Here is a 25342-nt window from a genome sequence, read left to right on the forward strand (position 1 = left end):
TTATCAACCGCATTCTTACCCGCATCATGTCCGCTGACGGCACCAACAGAAGAGTCACTTGCTACGCTGCCTGCCAGCATTGCCGCCAGCGAGGCCAGATTGCTGATCTTATCTTTATCACCGTTGGATAAATGGGCGATGTCAGTGTCGGGGTAGAGATAGTCTTTGATTGCACGCGCCGCCAACTCACCCGTTGCTGCGCCCACCGCACCGGCCGTGGCATTGCCACCGGACAGTTCAGCGGTCACGCCACCTAGCACGGCGTGACCAATCGCGTTCGCCGCAATTTGCCCGGCGGTAGGATTGTCATCAAACCCCACCGTCATGTCTTTAACCACACCCGCCATATAAGGTGCCGCGCCCTGAGCCAGCGCTTTCAGCGGATCGCCACCCGCCAACGCGGTAATGGCAGAAGCGGCGGCACGAATGCCCTTATCCAAATCGCCACCGGCTTTATACTGTTCGCTGATGTCTTTGTACGCAGCGGTGCTTTGCACGCGATCCCAGTATTCTTTGCGTGTTTCTTTCGTTTCATCCCATTCACCCGCCGCGTTAATGCCCGCGTTGTTGGCCATAATCTGGCCCTGGGTGAGGGTGATATCCACGCCCTGATTCACAACATCACCAATTAAGCGCAATCGGCTTAGGCGCTGCTGTTCCTTCGCTTTATCGAAGATGGGGCTGATGCTTTGGTTAGCGTGCTCGACATCGCGGCTTAGCTCACTAACATCCTGCTGTTGATTGGCCTGATCGCGAATAATCAGCGACCCTGGTGAGAAAGCGGCATAGGTGGTGCCGGAAGCCTTCCCATCGCTGCCATCCGCGCCCAGCCCATTGGCCGCCAGATTCTGCACCGCATTTTTCAGCAGATCCTGTGCGCCTAGGCCGCCCGTGCTGATACCGACGCTGCTGTGCGATACCTCAAACTCCGCACGGTTGTTGATATTGCTGAAGCCCAGCGTGCCGGTACTGAGACGGTTTTTATCTTCGTTGGCGGTGCTGCCAATCACGGCGCCATCCAACTGCGTATGGTTACTGACGTTGATATCGAAGCCGCCGTCACCCGCAAAGATGCCGGTTTGCTCTTGCACGCTGTTATAGGTGCTGTGGATTTTATCCTTCGCCACGCTGGCGCTGACGCTGCCCGTCATGCTGCCAAAGGTAAAGCTGGCACCGGCTGAGCTGTTCTTCTGCTTCGAGTCGTAGTTGTTAATGTCCTGCTCGCTCTGCAACGTCAGGTTACGGCCGACATTGGCGACGACCTGATCGGCACTGAGCTGTGCGCCGCGCAGGGTGGTGTCACGCCCGCTATTGACCATCAGCTTATTGCCCGCATCGACGGTGGTTTCGGTATGCGTTAGGCCCTCGCCATTCTCCTTACCGGAACCTCTACTGGCATTGGCGAACACGCTGATTCCTGCGCCACCTTGACCGGCACCGATGCTGACACCGACGCCGCCGCCGCTGCTACTGTTCTTGCCTGTCTGCAACTGCGTATTCTGCGCTGACAGCAGGTTGATATCACGGTTTGCCGACAGTAGCACATCGTTGCCTGCTTTCAACTGGCTGCCGCCGAGGGTCAGATCGCCATCGTTGGCATTCTCTGAACCGGTTGCCACCAGGTTGATATTGTTGCCCGCCTGCACGGTGCTGCCGGAGGCGTTGACCGCTTCGCTGTGGCTCTCGCTCTTCGACTTCGAAGTGCTCAACGACAGGCTGACACCAATGGCGTTATTGTCGGTGGTGTTCTGCGCCGCCAGCACCGCGGCCTGCGCGGCCTGTACGCCTGCCAGACCTGATTTCAGCTTCTGCAGCGATGCCATACGGCCATCCTGCTGCTCATCAGCGGCTTTCGCGCTGGTGTAAGCGGTGTTGATCGCGCTGCCAATGGCGCCAGACAGCGCCAACGTCAAGCCCGTTTGTTTGCGTTCGTAAGTGGTATCGGTGGTGCTCTGGTTATTCGCGGCATTAATGGTGATATTGTTCGCCACCATATTGATGTCGTTACCGGCGATCACATCAGAACTCTGTACGGCGATATTATTACCTGCCACCAGACTGGTATCGCCCGCCACGCTGCCCAGCGTGCTGTTGTTCTGCGTTAGTGCGGCGGTGTCGGAGGTGGAGGTTTCTTTGATTGAACCAGCAAAGAAGCCAATGCCGCCGCTGCTCATCAGGCCCGACTTGGTGGTTTTCTTCATCGACCAACTGTCGCGGCTCTCTTCCGCTGCCGTGACGTTGAGATCATTACCGGCACGCAGTGCCAGATCCCGATCCGCCGCCACATCGCTGCCGGTGATATTCAGATTGTTACCCGCGCTGACGGCGATATTTTCCCCACCTAGGCTGCTGCCGTTCGCCAGCGTGGCATCGTAACCGGCGCGGGTGGTGGTGGTGCGTTTCGACAGGAAACCAGAACCTTTCACCTTCGAATGCATATCGAGATATTCCTGGCTGCTGGCGCTGCCGAGGTTGATATCATTAGTTGCCGTCAACGTAAGCTGCCGATCGGCATTCAGTTTCGCCGCCTGAGCGTTAATGTTATTGCCAGCATTCAGCGTGATAGTGCCGTCGCTGGTGATGTCACTGCCCTGAACCTGATTCAACGTCTGCGTGACGTGGTTATCTTTATCCCATACCACCTTGTCATGGCTGCCGGTGGTAACCGTGGTCATGTTGATATCGCGGTTAGCGGCGATCTGCGTCTGGCTGTTTTCACCGCTGTTGACGACCTGCGCGGCCTGTAGATTGACATCACGGCCGGCTTGTAACAGCAGTTTTCCGTCGTCACCTTGCACATACATGCCCGCCACACGATCGATATTGTCACGGCTGAAGCGGTTGCTGCCGTTCTGGCTCTCGGCGTGATTGGTCTCGCTGGCGACGGTGATATCTCGTCCGGCCTGCGCCAGCAGGGTATCGGTCGCGCGTAGCGTGCCACCGGTATTCGTGATGTCGTTGGTCGCCTGTAGCGACACGGATTTACCGGCAATAATGCCGCCCACGTTGACGATATCGTCGCCGGAAATGCTGACCAACTGAGTGGCGCTGATGCGGCCGCTGTTCAGCATACCGCCGCTGATGCCGATGCTGACGTTTTTACCCGCCAGCAGTGCGCCGCTGCCATCCATATCGCCTGGCTGTACCTGCGCATACACCTGCGGCACCAGCACGTTCTGGGTGCTGCCGTCCGGCATTTTCACATCCTGCGCCACCAGCCATACCATATCTTGCGTGATCTGCTTCATCTGTTCGGCGGTCAACGCCACGCCCGGTACCAGATTGAACTTTTTCGCGAAGCTGACGCCGGCTTCCATCAGGCCTTTGTACTGCTCTTCATCGCTGGTGTAATCGGCGAGATAACGCTGGCCGACTAGCTCGACGATCTGCTCGCGCACCAGACGCTGTTCATAGAAACCATCGCCGAGGCGTTTTTGTGTGATTGACGGATCGGCCTGCAACTGGCGCAGCATATAGTCGGAACTCAGCCAGGTTCTCTGATTGGTGAAACGCGGATCGGTTTCGATCAGATAGCTGCTGGTTGCATCCGGCAAGGTGGTGAACAGGCTGCCAGTGGGCAGAGAAGCGTTTGGTGCTATCGAGCGAATGACATCGGTGTTTTGTCCAGCCACCTCTACGCGCTGCGCAGCGTAATCCGCCAGCGATGGCGCGTTGCTGGTTGGCTGGGTATTCTCCTTCATCACGCTCGGGCTGAGGCTGATGGACTGAATTTCCGTTGGCGGGGTATAAGCGGACGCTCTGGCTTTCTGGCTGTCGGTGCCTTTCTTATGAATACGATCCCACTCAATCACCTGTCCGACTTTTTCTGTCAGTTTCTGACCGGTGACTTCGGTGTTCACCAGTTCTTTGACGGCGGTCAGCAGGTTGCCGCCCGCAATAATCTGGCTCTTGTCGTTCAGCAGTTTATCGCCGGCGAGTGAGATCTGGCCGCCTGCGATAATTTTCGCCGGATCGCTCTGTGCAATCTGTTCTTCGCGCACCGTTTCGGTGTAGCTGTACTGATAATAGTGGTCACGACCACACACCACGCCTTCAATACAGATATGACGCACTTCATCTTTGTAGAAACGGATGTTGTAGTCATCAGGGCTATAGTGGACGCCATTATTCAGGCTGACCACCATATACTCATTTTTCTGCTTCTGTGACAGTTGTACGAAGCGGGTGACAAAATTGTCGTTGATATTGTTCAGCGCGGTGAAGCTGAGCGCCATATTGCCGACAGACTCTATGGTGGCACTGTGGTTGTTAAGGCTGCCCGCTTTGCCGCTGGCCAGACCGTTTTCATCGAGGTTGCCGCCGATGGCCAGATCGCCACCGCTGTAGATCAGAGAGTGAGTATGGTTGTTCAGCGTGCCGACGCCCAGATCGAGACGCTGACGCGCCGCAATGGTGGCGCTGCTATTATTTTCCGCCAGGTTATTCAGTGTCGCTGCGCCGATCGCCAGGCCGTCGCCATAAATACGGCCGGTGCCGATATTATTCACGGTGCTGGCGTTGATGCGGGTCAGGACGCCGTCGATCAGGCCGCGGTTGCTCAACGTATCGCTGGCGTTCAGCGTGGTCTGCTGGGAACTGAGTTCGCCAGTGGTCTGGTTGTCGATGTTGCTGGCCTGCACATTCAGCTTACCACCTGCGCCAAGCAGCGCCTTGTTGATCAGGCTGTTATTGACGTTCAGCGTCAGATCGCCATTTGCCAGCGTTTTATTGTTGTTGCTGAAGCCGTCCGCGAAGCTGAGATCCATATCGCCAAGCGACAGAATTTCACCACTGCCATTAATCTCGCGACCGCGGAAGGTCAGTTGCTGACCCGCCACCAGACGGCCACCTTCATTGCTGATACGCAGATCGCTGTGGGTGGCTGCGGCGCGGGAGAGGGCGCTGCTGTTTTGCTGATCGAGCGTCAGCCGTTTATGCGCGGAGATCTGTCCCTGATTATTATTCAGCACCGGCGTGGCGATGGTCAGATCGCTGGCGGCGGCCAGCGTACCGTTTTGGTTATTCAGTTCATTGCTGGCCGCAACATCCAGCGAGCCGGAGCTGGCCGCCATGATAGTGCCGCTCTGGTTGTTCAGGCTGGCGCTCTGCACGCTGAATTTTTTGGCATTGGCGGCGATGCGGCCATTCTGGTTATCAATACGGTCGCTGCTGAGTTGCAGGTCGCGGTCACCGCTTTGCAGTAACTGGCCGCCACGGTTGCTGATAACCGGCGTGCTGACCTGTAGCGCATTGGCGTTAATCACGCCGCGATCGTTGCTGAGTTTGCCGGCGGCAGAGAGTGTCAAATCGCCACTTGCCAGTAGTTGCGCGTTGTCGGTGATGATATTGCTGCTGCTGGTCAGCGTGGCGTGATGCGCGGCGGTATCGCTGCCGCTGAGATCAATCTGGCTGGCGCTAGCGTTCAGATCGCCACCGGCCAGCGCCTGACCCTGACTGGTCAGTTTGCCGTCGCTAGCGAGTGTCAGATTGCCGCTGTCGGCCAGCGTGCCATCGGTTTTCATCCCCGCGGCAATGGCCGCGCCTTTGCTGTTGCGGATGGTGGCGCCGCGCACATGGGTGTTGCCTTTGGCGGCGATCAGGCCGCTGTTGGTCACCCCGTCGCTGGTGGTGGTGCTGTGGTCGCGCTGAGCAAACAGGGTGCCGCTGTTATCGACGTTTTTACCGCCCAGCAGCAGATCCTGTCCGGCATTGATTGTGCCGCTGTTAACGATATCGCCATTAGCGTTAATGGTGATATCACCCGCCTGCGTGCCGAGTGTGCCTTTGTTACTGACGCCGACCCCTTGTTCGGTCGCCACCAGACGGATTTTACCGGCATACATGCCGCCCAGTTGGGCGACGTCAATCGCCAGTGTCGGTTTGACGTCGCTGCTGGCGCTGTCCGCCGTGTTGTTGGCTGTTGCCGTGTTGTTATCGGCGGCCACCTCGTTTTTACCGGTGGTGACGGTGACATCGTTCGCCCAGAGACCGGCATTGACCTTCACGGTGCGGGCAATCAGATCGGTGTAGTCCTGCCGACTGCTGTCCATGCCCGCGCCTTCCACCACGATCTCGCCGTTGCCTACGCGATAACCGCGCAATTCGCCGTTGGTGATTTGTGGGGTGCCAGTGGTCAGGGTGGCGCGGTTGGCGTTAATAAAGCCACAGCCGTCGCAGCTGATACCCGCTGGGTTGGCGATCACCACCTGCGCCTTACGGCCTGCCACTTCGACATAGCCGTTCAGCTTGCTCGGGTCACGCGAGTTGACCTCGTTAAGAATAATTTTGGCTTCACCTTTCCCCAGCCATGGGTTACCCGCCACCCAGCCGCCCAGTTGGGTCTGTACCTGCTTGTGCGAGTTATTAAGAATCGCACCTTTGTTATCGACGTCAAACTGGGTGTATTTGTTATGCGACACACCACCGGCGCTCGGCGTCTGGATATTGACCTGCGGCGTGCCGTTGGCGCTCTGCATCACATTCGGCTGCTGGCCGCTCGGTGCGCTTTTGTCAGCGACAATCCCAGCCGCCAGCACCTGTGGCGCGAGCGTGACCAGGCCGAGTGCGGTCATGGTCAGGAAGGTGGTAGGCTTCATCCGGCCAATCAGTTGGCTCAGCGTATGGCCGACGCCATTTGCGCCACTTTTGCCTTGGCCACGGTTGATTTCGGAAACCACCATTAACAGGCCGCGAGCCTTGTTGAAAATGATGCGATAGAGGTTCTTATTCACGAAAAGTTATCCCTGCTAAAAGTGATGTTAAGCAACCAGCGGCGTGTTCTGCTGCCAGAGTCTGAATTGTTGTTGGGTGACGTCATCGCCACGAAATTGGAGTACCCGTTGTCCGCGTTCCGCCCCTTTGTGGTACAGCGCACGGCCACATAAGTGGGGAAACAGTGTGCCGCCGACGATGCGACGAAATGCCTGCTGGTCGCCGAAGGGCGCGACCCAGTCGCGGAACCACAGGCGGTCGCCGCTGGTCCAGTCTTGCGGTTGCACCAGAATGCCGGGGCCGGTGAGATAGCGCTGTTCCGCTTCTTCATCCATCCACGCCCAACTGAGGAAAAACATCGGCTTGTCGTCGCGGCTGGCGATAACAAACTGTTGATGTTTGATCGCGGGCAGCAGCAGCGTCGGTAGCACACTGAGCGGAATATCGCGGTGCTGTTCCGAATGCATCCACAGCCAGACCGCTGCGCCAAGCGCTTCCGCTTCGCTGAACTGACCGCCGAGCAGCGGGGCGGTTAACTGATAGCCATTAACAGGAATTTTCATCACGCGCTTCCTTAGTATTGCCAACTGAGGTTGAAGCCGAGGGTGACTGGGCTGGTGTGGAAACCTTCCGGTTTGGAGAACGGCACACCGACAAACAGGTCGTAGCCCGTGTTAAAGGCGTTACCACGCAGACCAAGCACGCCGCCCGCCAGATGTTTTCCGACGAGGTAATCACGCGTGCCGTCTACTTCGCCGTAGTCCGCGCCGAGATACAGTTCCTGGTTAGGCAGCGGCGTGCGCCAGGCCAGATCGTTGCGCACGAACCAGCCGTGGTCGGCCGTCAGGGTGCGTTCACCATCAAAGCCGCGCACGGTCCAACGGTTACCAATCGACAGCTGATCCTGTGGCGTCAGTTTGGTATGGTTAATCTGGCGCAGATACTGCACGTTGTAGCGGAAGGTCTGATTGCCCAGCGTAAACGGCACATCGAGTTGTGCATTCAACTGGATAATTTTCGCCAGCGCGGTGCCTTCATCGAAATACTCTTCCTGCGCTGGAATCGCGCCGAACCAGCGAGTGCCGCGTTGGTAGCTCACGGCGGCATCCAGCGTGGTGGCGCCGAAGTAGTGACGGTGCTGCAAGCCCAAACGCCAGGCACTGGTTTTACGCCGCTGCACATCCACTTCGGTATCGTTGACGAAGTTCTGCGATTCGCGCGTCAGAATTTCATAACTCATCGAGGTTTTCTGACTGCCGCTACGGTGCAGCACTCGGCTCAGTTGGAAGTTAATGTTTTTGTTGTTGCCGCTGTAGTTGTAGTCTTCATACGCGCCCGCCACATTCTGGTTGTAGTCGTAGCCGCTAGCGGTGACGCCCGCCATCCAGTAACCGAACGGTACGGAATAGTGCAGCATGTAGTTCTTGCTGCCCTTTTCGCTGCCGGATTCAAGGTCATGGTTGCCGGAAATGTAGAACAGATCGCTGAGCGCGAAGGGATTATCGATATACAGCGTCAGGCCGCCCTGATAACGACCGGTGGTTTCGGTGCCGGAGTCATCGAGCGTCGCGCCGAGACGCCACATTTTTTCCTGTTTCCAGGTCACGTCAATGTCGCTTTCGCCTGGCTGGTCGCCCGGAACAATCGCCATTTCTGCCTGCACGGTTGGCACGCGTTGCAGGTTTTCCAGTCCCTGCTCGATATCACGCAGATCCAGCAGTTCGCCTTCACGCGCTGGCAGAGCACTCCAGAGGCTCACGTAGCGATCGCTCTCTTTGGTCCGTTTGACTTGGCGCGTTTTGCCCGGAATCAGGGTGATATGCAGGGTGCCGGTTTTCAGGTTTTGCGGCGGCGCCATTACGCGCGCGGTGATGTAGCCATGGTCGATCAGACGGTTTTGCAGTGCACTCATCAGCAGGTTGACACCCTGAGCGCCCAGGCACTGACCTTTACCCTGATCGGCCAACTGTTGCAGCGGCATACTCAGCCAGGAGGGAAAATCGTCTTTGCCGGTCAGTATGATGTGATACAGCGTAAAGCACTGTTGCTCCTGCGGAAATTGCAGCGTAGTAAAGAATGAAGAAGGGGGCTGCAAGCGTACATCAGGCGTTTGCGGTGCTAATTGCTGTTGTAGTGCGCGCTGGCGATCTTGCTGGTTGATATTGAGCTGTTCATCAACCCGTTCCGGTGTGGCAAGAGGCGTCAGATTATTATCTGCCGCCCAACTGCTTGCTGAGGTGGTCAATAAAATAAATAGCGCAAGCGGGCTGAGACGCGCAGATTGATACCCGTCAGTGAATGACGCATTCCGTAGCATAATGAATTAACCTGAATTATTAATTGTTATTGGGACACCATTCGTTTCCAGAAACAATTGGTTACTTAGTACAATTTCAGGTTATATACGTTAACAATTTGTTGGCTAAGAGTTGTCTTATTGCTTGCTAAGAGTTGTCTTAAAAATATCGTTTCTTTACGTTTTGGCGGTAAAAATACGGTATGAGATAGGTGGGCGGAGTTGAACTTATATCGGCGTGAGCGTGAGGCGTTTGTCTGATTTTATTATATTGATACGATATATCTCTCAACCAAAGGAGTGATGCTTCATTCGATGAGTCGACTACAGAACGAAATTAACTCACTGGTCAATCGCGGCGTAGATCGTCACCTGCGGATTGCCGTCACTGGGTTGAGCCGCAGTGGCAAAACCGCGTTTATCACCGCGTTCGTCAATCAATTATTGAATACCCACAGCGGTGCACATTTGCCGATGTTTTCTCCCGTGCGCGAAGAGCGTTTGCTGGGAGTGAAACGTGTGCCGCAGCGCGATCTGGGTGTGCCGCGTTTTGCTTATGATGAAGGTATGGCTGCGTTGTATGGCTCCCCGCCGGCTTGGCCAACGCCGACGCGCGGCGTGAGTGAAATTCGTCTGGCACTGCGCTATCGCTCTAAAGATTCGTTGTTGCGCCACTTTAAAGATACCTCGACGCTCTACCTAGAAATTGTCGATTACCCCGGCGAATGGTTGCTGGATCTGCCGCTGCTGGAGCAAACCTATTTGAGCTGGTCGCAGCAGATGGGCGGTTTGCTGCAAGGGGGTCGTATTGAGTGGGCGAAACCCTGGCTGGCGCGGTGTGAGAAAATCGATCCGCTGGCCCCTGCGGATGAGAACCAACTTGCCGAGGTGGCGCAGGCTTACACCGACTATCTGCATCGCTGCAAACAGGAAGGGCTGCACTTTATTCAACCGGGTCGATTTGTATTGCCGGGCGATCTGGCGGGCGCGCCGGTGCTGCAATTCTTCCCCTGGCCGCAGGTGAATAATATCGGTGAAACTAAGCTGGCGCAGGCGGATGAGAAAACCAACATCGGCATGCTGCGCAAGCGTTTTGACTATTACTGTCAGTCGGTCGTCAAAGGGTTTTATAAGGATCACTTCGTGCGCTTTGATCGGCAGATTGTGCTGGTTGACTGCTTGCAACCGCTCAATAGCGGCATTCATGCGTTTAACGATATGCGGCTGGCGCTCACCCAACTGATGCAAAGTTTTCATTACGGGAAGCGCACACTGTTCCGGCGTTTGTTCTCGCCCTGCATCGACAAACTGATGTTTGCGGCGAGTAAAGCGGATCATATTACCGCCGACCAGCACGCCAATCTGGTGTCGTTGCTTCAGCAACTGGTGCAGGAAGCGTGGCAGAACGCCGCGTTTGAAGGCATCGATATGCGTTGTGAAGGCATTGCGTCAATCCAGTCAACGCAAAGCGGGGTAGTTGATCATCAGGGGCAGAAAATTCCGGCCCTAAAAGGGCATCGGCTCAGCGACGGCCAGCCGTTGACGGTCTACCCCGGTGAAGTGCCTGCGCGTTTACCAGGGGCGGCATTCTGGCAAACGCAGGGCTTCCATTTCGATCAATTTCGTCCGCGAGAAATGACGGTAGACACACCGTTGCCGCATATCCGGTTGGATACGGTCATGGACTTTCTGTTAAAGGATAAATTGCGATGAACGAGCCACTGAAACCCCGCGTCACGTTCGATGACGTTTCACCGCAAGAGCCACAGCCACAATTGCGTGCTGGGTTCGCCTTTGATGAGCAGAGCGGCACGCCATTTTCCCCGATCAGCCGTGAAGAAGACGTGCCGGAAGAAGGCATCGCGGAAGAGGCCGTCAGCGCGGCGCTGCGCCCGAAGCGTAGCCTGTGGCGGCGTATGGTGATGGCGGGAATCGGGCTGTTTGGTGTTAGCGCACTGGCACAGGGCGTGCTGTCACTGCATAACGCTTGGGTGCAGCAAGATTGGATCGCGTTGGGCGGCATTACCGCAGGCAGCCTGATTGTGGCGGCGGGCGTCGGCTCGCTGGCTGTCGAGTGGCGGCGGCTCTATCGCTTACGGGAACGCGCGGAAGAGCGTGATGTGGCCCGCGATCTGCTACACAGCCACGGCGTAGGGCGCGGGCGCGAATTCTGTGAAAAGCTGGCACGTCAGGCGGGGCTGGATAGCGGCCATCCGGCGATACAGCGCTGGCAGGCTTCACTCCATGAAACCCACAACGACCGCGAAGTGCTGGAGCTTTATGCACGTCTGGTTCAGCCCGTACTGGACACGCAGGCGCGGCGTGAAATCAGCCGCTCGGCGGCGGAATCCACCTTGATGATCGCCGTCAGCCCGCTGGCGCTGGTGGATATGGCTTTTATCGCCTGGCGCAACCTGCGTCTGATTAATCGTATTGCTGCGCTGTACGGCATCGAACTCGGCTATTTCAGCCGTATTCGCCTGTTCCGGCTGGTGCTGGTCAATATCGCGTTTGCCGGTGCTTCGGAGCTGGTGCGGGAAATTGGCATGGACTGGATGTCGCAGGATCTTGCCGCGCGGTTATCAACCCGTGCCGCACAGGGTATTGGCGCAGGGCTGCTGACGGCACGGCTGGGTATTAAGGCTATGGAACTGTGCCGCCCGCTGCCGTGGCTGGATGACAAACCGCGCCTCGGCGATTTCCGCCGCGAGCTTATTGGTCAGGTAAAAGAAACGCTGCAAAAAGGGCGTTAGGGAACGGAGGTGTTATGCGGCCAGAACCGAGGTTGACTCCCCACTGGGGCGCTGCGCGGTCAGCGTGTTAAAAGTGCCTTACGTCATCGTTCCTCTGGTGAATGCCGACAATAATCAGCATAGTTTTGATGAGAATTTACGTCTCGGTAATTATCTGGAAGGCCTCCGCACCATTGTGGCAATGGCGACGACGCCGCTGCCATAATCCCGTTTCACTATTGAGTGAAAAAACGTACAGATGTGTCAACTTTTGCTGCCACCTTACTTCATCCGGTGCAAACGAAAGGGTATTATCAGCAGCAATAGCCCTATCGTGTCTCTTGAAGAAGGTAGCCGTTGATGCATCTGGAAGTGATTTGTGAAGACCGCATTGGTATGGTCCGTGAACTGTTAGATCTGCTTGCGTCACGCAATATTGATTTACGCGGTATCGAAATTGCCACCATTGGCCGTATTTACCTCAATTTTGCCACACTCGATTTTGATGCTTTTCGCCTGCTGATGACGGACATCCGCCGCATTGAAAGCGTTAGCGATGTGCGCACCGTCGCATTTATGCCGTCTGAGCGCGAACATCGGGCGCTGAATGCGCTGTTGGAATCCATGCCGGAACCCGTATTCTCGCTGGATATGAAAGGGAAGACGGAACTGTTTAACCCTGCGGCGCTGGCACTGTTTGAACAGTCAGCAGAGAGCATCCGCGACTTGACGATTGGCAGCATGATTCCCAGTTTCAATTTTGCCAACTGGCTGGAAAAGAGCAATGCCGTCGTCGCTGAGCGCGTCGTGATCCGCGGTCAGGATTTCTTGCTGGAAATGACGCCGGTTAGTCTGGAAGATGATGCGGGCAAAACCGCTACGGCGGGGGCGCTGGTGATGCTGAAATCGGCTGCCCGCATGGGACGGCAATTACAGAATCTGACGATAAACGATGAGAATGAGTTCGATCACATCGTTGCCGTTAGCCCGAAAATGCGTCAAGTGGTGGAACAGGCGCGCAAACTGGCCATGTTGGATGCGCCGTTGCTGATTGTGGGCGACACGGGGACGGGCAAAGATATGCTGGCGCTAGCGTGCCACCTGCGCGGGCCGCGCGGCAAGAATCCTTTCCTGGCGCTGAACTGCGCCGCGTTACCCGATGACGTGATGGAAAGTGAACTGTTTGGCCATGCACCCGGCGCGTATCTCAACGCGCAGGAAGGCAAAAAAGGCTTCTTTGAGCAGGCTAACGGCGGTTCGGTTCTGTTAGATGAAGTCGGTGAAATGTCGGCCCAGATGCAGATTAAGCTACTGCGTTTCCTGAATGACGGGACATTCCGCCGCGTCGGTGAAGATCATGAAGTTCATGTCGACGTGCGGGTGATTTGCGCGACCAAGAAAAACCTGTTGGAGCTGGTGCAGCGCGGTGAGTTCCGGGAGGATCTTTATTATCGCCTCAATGTACTCTCCCTGACGTTACCGCCGCTGCGTGAGCGTCCGGCGGATATTATGCCGCTGGCTGAGCTGTTCGTGGCGCGCTTTGCCGATGAGCAGGGGGTTTCACGGCCTAAGCTGGCGGCAGATGTGGAACATTTCCTGCCACAGTACGGCTGGCCGGGTAACGTTCGGCAGTTGAGGAATACCATTTATCGAGCGTTAACGCAGTTGGAAGGCAACGAGCTGCATATGCAGGACATCGATCTCCCGGCGTTTTCGATTGATGCGCCGCAAGATGAAACCCTGCTTGATGGTTCGCTGGATGACATCAACAAGCGTTTCGAGCGTTCGGTGCTGACCCGCCTTTATCAATCCTATCCAAGCACACGTAAACTGGCGAAACGGTTAGGCGTATCGCACACGGCGATAGCTAACAAACTGCGGGAATATGGACTCAGCCAACGCAAATCGGCGGGGGACGACGAGGAGTAAATAACAAAACGGCTGCTTGCGCAGCCGTTTTGGCATGATGATGAGGATAGCCGTCTCAGGCGTACCATAAATCAGAAGAGGTAGGGAGAGTGAAACGATCTGTAATCATCTCTGAGTGTAATTGAACGTATTGGTCAACTAACTGATCCATATTACTGGCATGTGAAGCTGCCGCATTAGAATAGTTAGGAACAACGAGCGATTTAAATTTCAGACCCAGATCGCCAGCATCGTAATTTTCAATAATGGCTTCTGCGGGATCCAGGTTAGCAAAAGAAGCCGATACGAAGAATGTCGACCCTGACAAGGTGTAACGGACAATGAATTGATCGCCCAGCGTCTCATCAATCATATTTCTGCTTCCTCCAAGCGCCGGTGAAAAATTCATCGGATTAGGGATCGCAGGATAAAACACAGCGGTATCACCGTCTTGAAGTATTACTTCTCCTCCGGGATTGGGGGAGCTACTACGAATAATAAATCCACCTTTTAATTCTATGCCGAGATCTCTTTGCTTAGTTAACTGATTTATAGAAGAGAGATTAATGTAAAGTTTATCATCACTATCGGCATCTTTTATGGTATTAATGTCACCTTGAAATACCTTTCTGGCAGCTTCACCACCGTCTAATACACCTAGTCCTTCTAATCCAGGTAGGAGTCCGCTATGGCTTAAGATGTTATCAACCAACTCGAACCCTATATTATTTGAAGCCTCATTGATTTTATTGTTAAGTATACTTAATTCGAGTTCGTTCAGCTCTCCATAACGTAATTCATACTGTATCTTAGTATAATTCCTAATGAAAACGGAATATACGCTTGAGTCATTATTGACTTCACGAGCACCCTGTAACCAAGTATATACCTTGAAATATTCACCTACATTTATATCGGGTACAGGAAGATAGCTGAGGATTTTATCATATAGCGGAACGGCGAGCGACTTCGCTCCTGAACTTGCCAGAGCCGCCTGTTCAATAAGTAATTTTTCAAGCTCCTTTTGTTGGGGTTTTGATAAGATAAATCCACCATTTCCGTAATGGTATTCATAGGTAATCGCCATATATCTATCTCCATATTATATAAGGTTCAATTAGGGGCACTCTTCTTCCAGGGATAATCTTTAACCACGGCCTGTTCTAGTTCGGCTCTCAGATATTTATCAAAATTAATAACCTCAGTCAGCGGAAATTCCTTGGGTTTAAATTCATAGCGAAGGTTCACCGTAGGGAAAATTTTATAACCGACTTTGCAGTCGGTTCCTCCAGAAATGGCAAACATACAAAAAATAGCGAGTCTCTGATTAAAAGGGGCGGAATATACCTCAGGATCAATCAGCCAGCTTCCTGCCTCCTCCACGTCATATCGATCTGGACGTGCAGGGTTTTTCTCATATAAACAGGCTGTCATGTTAGGAACCAGTCCTGTCTGTTTTGGCCGCGTTTCACACATTTTGTCGTAGAGCATGTGTAACCGAAACCCCCAATGATCCGGCGTTGAGCTGAATAGCTGAAATTTCCGTAATGGCCAGGCTTTGGGCCAGTCAGGACGATCTCCCAGCTTTCCGTTGAAATTGCGGCTGAACAATAAACTTTGCTGACTGAGCGGATTGCCTTTACACCCGAGAGGTTCGCTAGGATCGGGTGGGAGTGGCAGGGTTTCACCATCGCGTAAAACAGGGTCGTGCAGGATACTGAGTTGATCGATAGAGATATGGAATACCGTATCCCGCAAGGCAACATAGGCTTTGCCCTCAGGGTCAGGAACGTGGCACTTTTGTGGATCAAACGTGAATGACGCTTCACTGCTCTGGCTAAAAGCAAGGCCTGAAAATAAAGTGGCTACTTGAAGGGAAAATAATAATATTCTCAACAGTCATCACTCCTTTGAATAGTCATCACATGTCAGTGTCAGCCATGTCAGCACTGCATTCTGTCTTCACTAATCATTCTTCCATACAAAATACAGTGTCTATTATTGGTAGCGCGATAGCGGTGGTGCGAGACATTAAAATTTGGCGAGGAAATCTATATGAAATAGAAGGGCTATCGCATAATCGATATATTCATATCATGATAATGATGCAAGAAACATTAATAAAACTTCATGATTGAATGAGATAGAATAATTAACAGAATAACCCAATTATAGTTATGGTTAATAGATGGATATAAAATAAAAAAACGGCTGCGCGAGCAACCGTTTTCACGTAATTTCAGCGTAGCTTAGCTTATTTCAGAACAGCCAGTGCAGCGTCATAGTCTGGTTCAGTGGTGATTTCGTTCACCAGCTCGCTATGCAGCACGTTATCGTTTTCATCCAGTACGACAACCGCGCGAGCGGTCAGGCCTTTCAGCGCGCCATCGGCGATAGCAACACCGTAGTTTTCTTTGAACTCACCGCCACGCAGGGTTGACAGCACAACAACGTTGTTCAGACCTTCCGCGCCGCAAAAACGGGACTGCGCGAATGGCAGGTCAGAAGAAATACACAGAACAACGGTGTTATCCAGCTCAGAACCCAGTTGGTTGAATTTGCGCACGGACGTGGCACAAACACCGGTATCGATGCTTGGGAAAATGTTCAGGATTTTACGTTTGCCAGCATAGTTGCTCAGCGGGGTATCGGACAGATCTTTAGCCACCAGCGTAAATGCCGGGGCTTTGCTTCCTTTGGCTGGGAATGACCCTGCTACTGGCACAGGATTGCCTTGAAAATGTACGTTCTGTGACATGTTTGCGTCCTTAATTACAGGTGATTAACACGCTGCTCAGTTTAGGGCAACATTAGCAACATTGGTATAAAAATTACGATTAAAATTGCTGGCTTAGCAACGCGACCATCGCTTTCAGGTAGCATTCGCTGGCGGCATCTGCCGAGATCGGCGGCAGCTCCGCAGTAATGCAGTGAAGCGAACGATCGGCGCACCAACTTCCGAACGATCCTGGTGTGTCGTAACCCACACTCGACACTAACGGCAGCTCGCACTGCTGCGCCAACCATCGACCTAGTTCGGAACGATGTGGATCTTCAATGCAGGCGAGTGGCTCATGAAAAGAGACAACCCAGCGAGGATTAAGTTTCTCAATCAGCGTGCAAAGGGCTTTCGTTTCCGGTTCTGAACCTGCGGCTTCACCCGTGGATAACTCGACATCGCGTTCATCTGCGGCGCTATTCCAGCGGTAGACGGTTTTCCCCGGCTGCCAGTTACTGGCTGGAAAATTGCGGTTGAGATCGACGCCGTTAGCGTTAGCGCGCAGTCCCAACTGACAACCATCCGGATTTACCGCAAGAACCACATGATGGCGGCGCTGTCCTGAAAAGAGGGTGCGCAGCGCGCAGGAAAGCGCCACTACCGCTGCGGTTTCATCGCCGTGCGTTCCGGCAATAATCAGTCCGCTCTCCGAGGGCGCTAGCTCGGCGGGGAAATACAGCAGCGGCGCGCCCAGCAGCGATTTCCCATACGGTTCGCCCAGCGACGGTAAATTGCCGCGTTGCTGGCGCGCCTGAAGAGGAATGATTGTATTTTCCATGATACCGCCCTGTGATTACCTATGCATTTCATCATAAAAAAATCGACTCGGAGACGCAAACCGCGATGCGCGGCTGACAAATTACGGGGGTATCGCTGGATGATAGCGCTGATTTCTGACTATTATATTCTTCAATCAATTCATTACGCTTTCAGGTCAAATCATCATGCACTATGGATATTCTGCATTTTATGCCGCGTTGATGGCGGCCATGACGGGCAATGCCGTCGCAGCGCAGGTTCCCGCGGGAACGGTTCTGGCTGAGAAGCAAGAAATCGTCCGCCATATTAAAGATGAGCCCGCATCTCTCGATCCGATAAAAGCAGTCGGGTTGCCCGAAGCTCAGGTGGCGCGCGATCTGTTTGAAGGGCTGGTCAATCAGGATGCGAAAGGGAATCTGGTTCCCGGTGTAGCGCTGCGCTGGCAGACGACCGATAACCGCACGTTTATCTTTACCCTGCGTGATAATGCCCGCTGGTCTAACGGTGAACCCGTTACGGCAAAGGATTTTGTCTACAGCTGGCGTCGTCTGGTCACCCTTGAGAACAGCTCGCCGTTCGCCTGGTTTGCTCGACTGGCGGGGATTCAGAACGCCGAGCAGATTCTTGCGGGCAAACTGCCCGTCGATCAGCTTGGCGTGACGGCCGTCAATGATCACACGCTGAAAGTGCAGCTCAGCAAGCCTGTGCCTTATTTTGTCAGCCTGACGGCAAATTTCAGCCTGTTTCCGGTGCATCAGGCCACGATAGAGAAATTCGGGAACGACTGGACGAAGCCAGGCAATCTGGTTGGTAATGGCGCGTTTAAGCTGGATCAGCGCGTCGTCAATGAGAAGCTGGTGCTCACGCAGAATCCCTATTATTGGGATAACGCCCACACGCGCCTGACAAAGGTAACTTTTGTTCCGATCAATCAGGAATCGAACGCGACGAAGCGCTATCTGTCTGGGGATATCGATATCACCGAATCGTTCCCTAAAAACCTGTATCAAAAGCTGTTGAAAGACTTGCCCGGTCAGGTTTATACGCCGGATCAGCTCGGTACGTATTATTACGCGTTTAACACCCAGCGTGCGCCAACCAATGACGTACGAGTGCGAAAAGCGTTGTCTTACGCCATCGACCGTAAAGTGATTGCGGAAAAAGTATTGGGCACGGGGGAAAAACCGGCCTGGCACTTCACGCCGGATGTTACGGCAGGCTTCAAACCGACGGAAAGTCTGTTGCAGCAGTATTCTCAGGATGAGCTGGATGCGCAGGCAAAAGCGCTGATGGCAGCGGCGGGCTATGGCCCCAATAATCCGCTGAAATTATCGCTACTGTACAACACCTCGGAAAGCCACCAGAAGATCGCGATTGCCGTGGCGTCCATGTGGAAAAAAACGCTGGGAGTGGACGTCCGCCTGTCCAATCAAGAGTGGCAAACCTATATCGACAGCCGCAACAGCGGTAATTTTGACGTCGTGCGAGCGTCCTGGGTAGGTGACTATAACGAACCGTCGACATTCCTCTCACTGCTGACGTCGCACCATAGTGGAAATATCGCGCGCTTTAAAAACGCGAATTACGATCGCGTCCTAGATGAAGCGGGCAATCAGACTAACCCGCAGGCGCTGAATGCGGACTATAACCGGGCAGAGCAGATTTTGATGGATGAAGCACCGATTGCGCCGATCTATCAATACACCAACGGACGCTTGATCAAACCGTGGGTGAAGGGCTATCCGATTACTAACCCAGAAGACGTGGCATACAGCCATATGCTTTACATCGAAAAGCATTAAGTACCGTAGTCATACATTGAATGATGTGGCAATAAAGCCGGAGCGGTCGTGATGGCCGCTTCGGCTGGCAGAGAGCAACACCGATAGCAAAAGAACTGATAGCAAACCGTTGGAGGCGAGACGTGGAATCCTTGGCAGGAAAAGAGTTGCAACACAGCGGTGCGGTTCATGCGTATCAGTTGGATGGAAAGGGGGGCGTGACCCCGATTGGCGAGCAGGACGTGGTTAACAGCGAGAAACCCTGTTGGCTGCACCTAGACTCTACGTTGCCCGCCAGCGCGCGTTGGTTGAATAAAACGATGTTGGTGCCGGATAGCGTGCGCAATGCGTTGGCGGGGGAAAGCGTCCGCCCCAGAGTCACACGTTTGGGTGAAGGTACACTGATCACGCTACGCAGCATTAACCTAAATGCCAATGCGCGACCAGATCAACTGGTGGCCGTTCGGGTATTCATTACCGACAAACTGATTATTTCTACCCGACGCCGTAAAGTTCTGGCTATCGATGAGATTCTCACCGACCTGAAGGAAGGTAACGGCCCGACGGACAGCGGCAGCTGGCTGGTCTCCATTGCGGAATCGTTGACCGATCATACCAGCGAGTTTATTGATGATTTGCATGAGAAAATCATTGATCTGGAAGAAGATTTGCTGGAACAGAAGATTCCACCGCGCGGCGAGCTGGCGCTGATTCGCAAACAGCTTATCGTGTTACGCCGCTATATGACGCCACAGCGTGACGTATTTTCGCGTATTTCCGGCGAAAAACTGCCTTGGATGCAGGATGACGATCGCCGCAGAATTCAGGAAATTGCTGATCGATTAGGGCGTGGTCTGGAGGATTTGGATGCCAGCATTGCGCGTACCACGGTGCTTTCGGATGAAATCACCGCGTTGATGACCGAAGCGATGAACCGCCGCACCTATACGATGTCGCTGTTGGCGATGGTTTTCCTGCCGACGACGTTCCTAACCGGTTTATTTGGCGTCAACTTAGGGGGCATTCCCGGCGGCGATGCACCGTTTGGTTTTTTCACGTTCTGCCTGATGTTGGTGATATTGGTTGGCGGCGTTGCATGGTGGTTAAAACGCAGTAAATGGCTATAACGACTTGAAGCAAATGGGGGCGCCGATAATCGCAAACTGTCGCAAACGGCTAAAAAACCACGCGTAAATTGAGCAATATCAACATTTTTTACCCTGTTGTGCGGCACTATCATTCCCGCAGGTGAATGCAACGTCAAGCGATGGACGTTGCGCTCCATATTGTCTTACTTCCTTTTTTGAATTACTGCATAGCACAATTGATTCACACCATGCCGACAGTTTTGTCGGCTTTTTTTTGTCCTTCGATCCCACTCATGCCTGTTCATCCAAGCGACGTTGCCAAACGTCTTTGGCATTTTAGTGTCAGCGTTAAACCACCACCCAAGGAGATTTAAAGTTGACAATAGAAACGGTGGCGAAACAGCAACTGCTGCTGTTTGCCACCGTGTTCAGTGTCTTAATACTATTCCTGACGAGATTTTGCGCTTATTTAATTTCCAGCACATCGAGGCGGGTGAGTGACGGCGCGTCTTCATCGTCTTCCGGTTGCCAGCCTACAGGCTGTAATGGCAATTCTTCGCGGTCGAATGCCAGATCGCCACCATCCACCACGTCACTGCCGTGACGAATACCCTTGAAATCAAACAGCGCATGATCGGCGAGATGAGACGGCACAACGTTCTGCATGGCGCTGAACATGGTCTCAATACGGCCAGGGTAACGTTTGTCCCAGTCGCGTAGCATATCTTTAATCACCTGACGTTGCAGGTTTGGTTGTGATCCACACAGGTTGCACGGAATAATCGGGTATTGGCGAGCTTCAGCAAAACGTTCGATATCTTTTTCACGGCAGTAGGCAAGTGGGCGGATAACGACATGTTTACCGTCATCGCTCATCAGCTTCGGCGGCATGCCTTTCAGTTTCCCGCCGTAGAACATGTTCAGGAACAGCGTTTGCAGGATATCGTCGCGGTGGTGACCAAGGGCGATTTTTGTTGCGCCGAGCTCCGTCGCAGTACGATACAGAATCCCGCGGCGCAGGCGTGAACACAGTGAGCAGGTGGTTTTCCCTTCTGGAATCTTGTCTTTCACGATCCCGTAGGTATTTTCTTCGACGATTTTGTACTCTACGCCGATGCTATCAAGGTATTGCGGCAGAACATGCTCCGGGAACCCCGGTTGCTTTTGATCCAGATTGACCGCAACCAGAGAAAAGTTAACCGGCGCGCTTTGTTGCAGATTGCGCAGAATTTCCAGCATGGTGAAGCTATCTTTCCCGCCGGACAGGCACACCATGATGCGGTCGCCATCTTCGATCATATTGAAATCAGCGATAGCTTCGCCGACGTTGCGCCGCAGGCGTTTTTGCAACTTGTTCAAATTGTATTGTTGTTTCTGGTTAATGTGTTGATTTTCTGACATTTTATCTGTGCTCGTTGCAAAAAACGTTGCGGATGGAAAACGGTTCAGCGCAGACACCAACACGGTCTGCACGATCATGGCGTGTATGGTACGGATTACAGCGACGAATACCAGATCGTTTTACAACGGTGTCATAACTTCGTGTTCGGCACCGATGGCTTCATGCTGTCAAGTTATGGCTCACCGTGCGCTTCATGTTGACTCTATGTGCTCTTTATTTTTGAAAATAAGAGATATTTCGGTGTATAAGCATCGTTTAGATTGAGATTGGTTGATGGCGTTATGAACTTAAGGAAGAGTTATGATTTTTGTTCGTTCAAAAAATATCAAAAGTCGCCACTGGCTGGCGAAAATTGCACGAGGAGACTGCGGCGTAGAAGGTACATTTGGGCATCTTGCTATTGCTTTGCTTCTGGCTGTTATTGATCATCTTTTAGCCCCATATATTACAGACGGCAGTGTTAGTATGGGATACCTTGCGATAGCCGCTATGATTTTTTATGGCATTTATGTCGCTAATATTGGCATGGGATTTTGGCGTCTGGCGCGGAAACTATCAGGGGCGGTTAAGATATTTCTGCTGCGTATTTTAGCTGTTGGTTGTGTAATAGTGGGAATCTCGGCGATCTTTAATGGATTTATTATCGTCTTTGCGCTGCTGGTTTTTTGAGTATATAGATTTTTTTGATGAATCACCCATCAATATATATTTAAAGGAACTGCGTCAAAACGTCTTTGAGTGATTGACGTCTCTTTTACCCTGTAGATGTGTTGCCGAAGTGCGGTGTGATAGATATAGTCCTCGTCTGAAAAATCCATTTGATAGGTATTGATGCCAAACGTGGCGTCAGAACCGACTACTCATCCGACCCGAGGCCAAAACATGAAATTATTGCCATGGCTATGTACTGCCGCTGTGTTGTTGCTGGCAGGATGCAGCAATCATAGTGAGAACGCTGCTGCTGCCCAGCAAGGCGCCACGCAAGATGATGATAAAAACGCCGTCGTGTTACTGAAAAGCAGTTCTCCGGTTGATGTCAACTGTACGCTGATTGGCGGGACGATGGCGCTATCTCGACAGCTTGACGGTGCAAGCGTGGGAGCCTGTCAGTTAGCCAACGGTAAGCGCTGTAGCGAACAATCGCTGATGAATGGAAGTTGTCCGGCAGGGTGAGTGTTGCGGCAGCCAGCACTGCCGCAGGAAAACTTAAGAGGTAACCAGATTTGCGCAAGGCGCGTTCTGGCTGATGTCTTTCAAGTTCTGTAGCGTGGTTTGGGAAATGCTGATCAGCGCTTCTTCCGTGAGGAATGCCTGATGTCCGGTAAATAGCACGTTGTGGCATGCCGATAAGCGACGGAAAACGTCGTCCTGAATCACATCGTTGGATTTGTCGGCAAAGAAGAGGTCGCGCTCGTTTTCATAAACGTCCATACCCAGCGCGCCAATTTTCTGTTGCTTCAACGCGTCGATTGCGGCCTGTGAATCGATCAGTCCACCACGGCTGGTATTGACGATCATAACGCCGTTTTTCATTTGCGCAAAGGCCGCCTGATTCAGCAGATGATGATTCTCCGGCGTCAGCGGGCAGTGCAGGGAAATGACGTCCGCATTGGCGTACAGCGTTTTCAGATCGACATATTCCGCCCCTAATTCCAATGCCTGCGGGTTCGGATAGGGATCGAAGGCCAGCAGGCGCATGCCAAAGCCTTTCAGGATGCGCATGGTCGCGATGCCGATTTTTCCCGTGCCAATAATGCCCGCCGTCCGGTTATGCATATTGAATCCAATCAGCCCTTCCAAAGAGAAGTTTGCATCGCGAGTACGTTGATAGGCACGATGAATGCGGCGGTTAAGCGTCAGCATCAGGCCGACGGCGTGTTCTGCGACGGCTTCAGGGGAATAGGCGGGAACACGCACCACGCTGATACCCAGTTCCTTAGCGGCTTCCAAATCGACATTGTTAAAACCTGCGCAACGCAGTGCCAGCGTTTTTATGCCCATCTCTGCCAGTTCGGTCAACACCTCGCGACCACCATCATCGTTCACAAAGATGCAGACGGCCTGACAGCCCGCCGCTGTTTTTGCCGTGCGCGGCGTCAGCATAAAATCAAAAAACTCCAGCTCATAGCCAAACTGTTGATTGACCTGCTCCAGATATTTACGGTCATACTGCTTAGTGCTGTAAATTGCCAGTTTCATTGATAGTTTCTCCGAAAAATCCTTAGATTAAGCTATCAGAAAATAGAGCGGTGACAAACCGTTACCTGACTGACAGTAACGGTTTGAAATTGAGGGGCGATAATAACGTCAGAACGGGTTTAGCGAGGCGTACTGAAAACCGAGACGGCTTCGGACATCGTGGAGATCTGCTGTTCCAGACTGTTAATGGCGGAACTGGAATGCGTTGCCAAAATCGTGTTCTGGCGCGTCAATTCATCAATGTTGTTCACTGCTGAGTTAATCTGCCCCAGACCTTGCGATTGTTCTTGTGTTGCCAGGCTGATTTGACTCACAAGCTGCGTAACCTGCTGTACCTGAGTCAATATATTGTTCATGGACTGGCTGGTGTGACTGACCAATTTATCGCTGTTATGAATGTTTGCGATCGTCGTGTCGATAATCTCTGCGATGTCTTTGGCGGCGGCGGAGCTACGTTGTGCCAGAATGCGCACTTCTCCTGCCACAACAGCGAAACTTTTACCCTGTTCCCCCGCGTGAGCAGCTTCGACTGCCGCATTGAGTGCGAGAATATTGGTCTGAAACGCCAAATTATCCAGCACGCTGATGATGTCGGTGATCTCTTTGCTGGAGCGAGTCATGACCGCCATCGTGTCCGTAACCTGACTCACCGCTTTCTCACCCGCATCGACGGCCTGATTCGCATCGTTCGCACAGCGCGTTGCCAACTGAGAGGCGGACGCATTGCTTTGAATCGTCGCCGTTAGCTCTTCCATTGACGATGCGGTGGATTGCAAACTTTGTGCGGTATCTTCACAGCGCTGGCTTAGCGTGTAATTCCCAGAGGCGATCTCGCCGCAGGCGTGGCGCAGTTCGGTTAGCTTACCGTTAACATCATCGACAAACGTGCGGAAATTCATGCCGGATTGATTGACGGCACGTAATAGCATACCCACTTCATCCACGCGATTAAGCTGGAACGAGTTATCTGCCTGCCCAGATGCGGAATTGATGGCCTGTCGCAGAATATTTTCCAGTGGTTTTGCTAAATGCTGAACTAATAATTCGCTGGTGATGGCTGCGCCAACGAGCAGCACCAAAACAAAAACTAATAATGGCGTAGTGAGTGGAAGAGTCGCAAATAAGAAAAGTAACGTGAATAGCATAAAAATGAATACATAACTTCTTATTCGCCAGCGCACGGGAATAACGTTAAATAAACTAAGAAAATTCAGCGAGCCTTTATATATTAGCAGTCCTTGAAAGAGTCTTCGGTTTTTTAATCTATTCTCATTCATTTGTTGGTAAAGCGTTTCTGCTTGCCGAATTTCTTCCTGTGAAGCTCGAGTTCGTACCGACATATACCCTGTTGTTTTTCCATCCTTCATCAATGGCGTCGTACTGGCTTTGACCCAATAGTAGTCGCCATTCTTGCGGCGGTTCTTGACAATGGCTGTCCAAATTTTACCTGCATTTAGCGTCGCCCACATGTCGGCAAACGCCTCTGGGGGCATATCTGGGTGGCGTACGATATTGTGAGGTTGGTGGAGGAGTTCCTCAAAATCGTAACCACTGGCATCAATAAAATCGTCATTTGCATAAGTGATATGACTATCGATGGTGGTCACCGACATTAGCTTGGCTTTTTCATCTAATAAATACTGAATATCACTGACCGGAAAATTCTTACGCATTTATTGATCCTTTT

The 25342-nt window shown here is 52.9% G+C and carries 18 protein-coding genes; 8 read left to right on the forward strand and 10 right to left on the reverse strand.

The features are described 5' to 3' along the window. The 3 genes from H0247_RS00830 to H0247_RS00840 form a co-directional block, all read right to left on the reverse strand. Positions 1-6731: hemagglutinin repeat-containing protein (locus H0247_RS00830; protein ID WP_180740816.1), on the reverse strand; the 6731-nt coding region annotated here is incomplete at its 3' end. A gap of 27 nt (positions 6732-6758) precedes the next feature. After that, on the reverse strand, positions 6759-7274 hold the full coding sequence (locus H0247_RS00835; protein WP_039359199.1) for a toxin-activating lysine-acyltransferase: 516 nt from the start codon (positions 7272-7274) through the stop codon (positions 6759-6761). An 11-nt stretch (positions 7275-7285) separates the two neighbouring features. Continuing rightward, positions 7286-9028, reverse strand: a complete 1743-nt coding sequence (locus H0247_RS00840) for a ShlB/FhaC/HecB family hemolysin secretion/activation protein (protein ID WP_180740817.1) — start codon at positions 9026-9028, stop codon at positions 7286-7288. A 294-nt stretch (positions 9029-9322) separates the two neighbouring features. Here H0247_RS00840 and H0247_RS00845 point away from each other — a divergent pair, with 294 nt between their 5' ends. The 4 genes from H0247_RS00845 to tyrR all read left to right on the forward strand — a co-directional run bounded on the left by H0247_RS00845 (position 9323) and on the right by tyrR (position 13668). After that, positions 9323-10720, forward strand: coding sequence for a YcjX family protein (locus H0247_RS00845; protein ID WP_180740818.1), 1398 nt, complete (start codon positions 9323-9325; stop codon positions 10718-10720). Then, positions 10717-11760: a YcjF family protein gene (locus tag H0247_RS00850; protein WP_180740819.1), complete on the forward strand. Its 1044-nt coding sequence runs from the start codon at positions 10717-10719 to the stop codon at positions 11758-11760. The genes H0247_RS00845 and H0247_RS00850 overlap by 4 nt, the downstream gene beginning before the upstream one ends. A 64-nt stretch (positions 11761-11824) precedes the next feature. Continuing rightward, positions 11825-11965: a hypothetical protein gene (locus H0247_RS00855; RefSeq protein ID WP_219606573.1), complete on the forward strand. Its 141-nt coding sequence runs from the start codon at positions 11825-11827 to the stop codon at positions 11963-11965. A 134-nt stretch (positions 11966-12099) separates the two neighbouring features. Further along, on the forward strand, positions 12100-13668 hold the full coding sequence (gene tyrR / locus H0247_RS00860; protein ID WP_180740820.1) for a transcriptional regulator TyrR: 1569 nt from the start codon (positions 12100-12102) through the stop codon (positions 13666-13668). Between the two features lie 55 nt (positions 13669-13723). On the opposite strand, the gene H0247_RS00865 is transcribed toward tyrR, so the two are convergent. The 4 genes from H0247_RS00865 to mpaA form a co-directional block, all read right to left on the reverse strand. Then, entirely contained in the window at positions 13724-14734 is a 1011-nt protein-coding gene (locus tag H0247_RS00865) for a hypothetical protein (RefSeq protein WP_180740821.1), read from the reverse strand. A 26-nt stretch (positions 14735-14760) separates the two neighbouring features. Continuing rightward, positions 14761-15543, reverse strand: coding sequence for a hypothetical protein (locus H0247_RS00870; RefSeq protein ID WP_180740822.1), 783 nt, complete (start codon positions 15541-15543; stop codon positions 14761-14763). Between the two features lie 358 nt (positions 15544-15901). Beyond that, a complete protein-coding gene (gene tpx, locus H0247_RS00875; RefSeq protein ID WP_014915685.1) occupies positions 15902-16405 on the reverse strand; it encodes a thiol peroxidase in 504 nt (167 codons plus the stop codon). Positions 16406-16484: 79 nt separating this feature from the next. Further along, the gene (gene mpaA / locus H0247_RS00880; RefSeq protein ID WP_180740823.1) at positions 16485-17204 is read right to left on the reverse strand and encodes a murein tripeptide amidase MpaA; all 720 of its coding nucleotides are present in this window, start codon (positions 17202-17204) and stop codon (positions 16485-16487) included. A gap of 166 nt (positions 17205-17370) precedes the next feature. Between mpaA and H0247_RS00885 the strand changes: the two genes are divergently transcribed. Together H0247_RS00885 and zntB are read left to right on the forward strand one after the other, a co-directional pair. Further along, on the forward strand, positions 17371-18987 hold the full coding sequence (locus H0247_RS00885) for an ABC transporter substrate-binding protein (RefSeq protein WP_180740824.1): 1617 nt from the start codon (positions 17371-17373) through the stop codon (positions 18985-18987). Between the two features lie 122 nt (positions 18988-19109). Then, on the forward strand, positions 19110-20093 hold the full coding sequence (zntB, locus tag H0247_RS00890) for a zinc transporter ZntB (protein ID WP_180740825.1): 984 nt from the start codon (positions 19110-19112) through the stop codon (positions 20091-20093). A gap of 426 nt (positions 20094-20519) precedes the next feature. Here zntB and ttcA read toward each other — a convergent pair whose 3' ends face one another. Further along, positions 20520-21455: a tRNA 2-thiocytidine(32) synthetase TtcA gene (gene ttcA, locus H0247_RS00895; protein WP_180740826.1), complete on the reverse strand. Its 936-nt coding sequence runs from the start codon at positions 21453-21455 to the stop codon at positions 20520-20522. 301 nt (positions 21456-21756) lie between these two features. Between ttcA and H0247_RS00900 the strand changes: the two genes are divergently transcribed. Next, positions 21757-22125 carry a hypothetical protein gene (locus H0247_RS00900; RefSeq protein WP_180740827.1) on the forward strand — a complete coding sequence of 123 codons (369 nt, stop codon included), beginning with the start codon at positions 21757-21759 and terminating at the stop codon, positions 22123-22125. 213 nt (positions 22126-22338) lie between these two features. Continuing rightward, a complete protein-coding gene (locus H0247_RS00905; RefSeq protein ID WP_180740828.1) occupies positions 22339-22629 on the forward strand; it encodes a DUF333 domain-containing protein in 291 nt (96 codons plus the stop codon). 33 nt (positions 22630-22662) lie between these two features. On the opposite strand, the gene H0247_RS00910 is transcribed toward H0247_RS00905, so the two are convergent. Next, positions 22663-23655 (reverse strand): 2-hydroxyacid dehydrogenase, encoded by a 993-nt coding sequence (locus H0247_RS00910; RefSeq protein ID WP_180740829.1) that lies wholly within the window; start codon positions 23653-23655, stop codon positions 22663-22665. A 119-nt stretch (positions 23656-23774) separates the two neighbouring features. Then, complete coding sequence (locus tag H0247_RS00915) at positions 23775-25328, reverse strand: PAS domain-containing methyl-accepting chemotaxis protein (RefSeq protein ID WP_180740830.1); 1554 nt, start codon at positions 25326-25328, stop codon at positions 23775-23777. Positions 25329-25342: the final 14 nt, after the last annotated feature.

The sequence above is a fragment of the Pectobacterium sp. CFBP8739 genome (genome assembly GCF_013449375.1).
Taxonomy (GTDB): Bacteria; Pseudomonadota; Gammaproteobacteria; order Enterobacterales; family Enterobacteriaceae; genus Pectobacterium.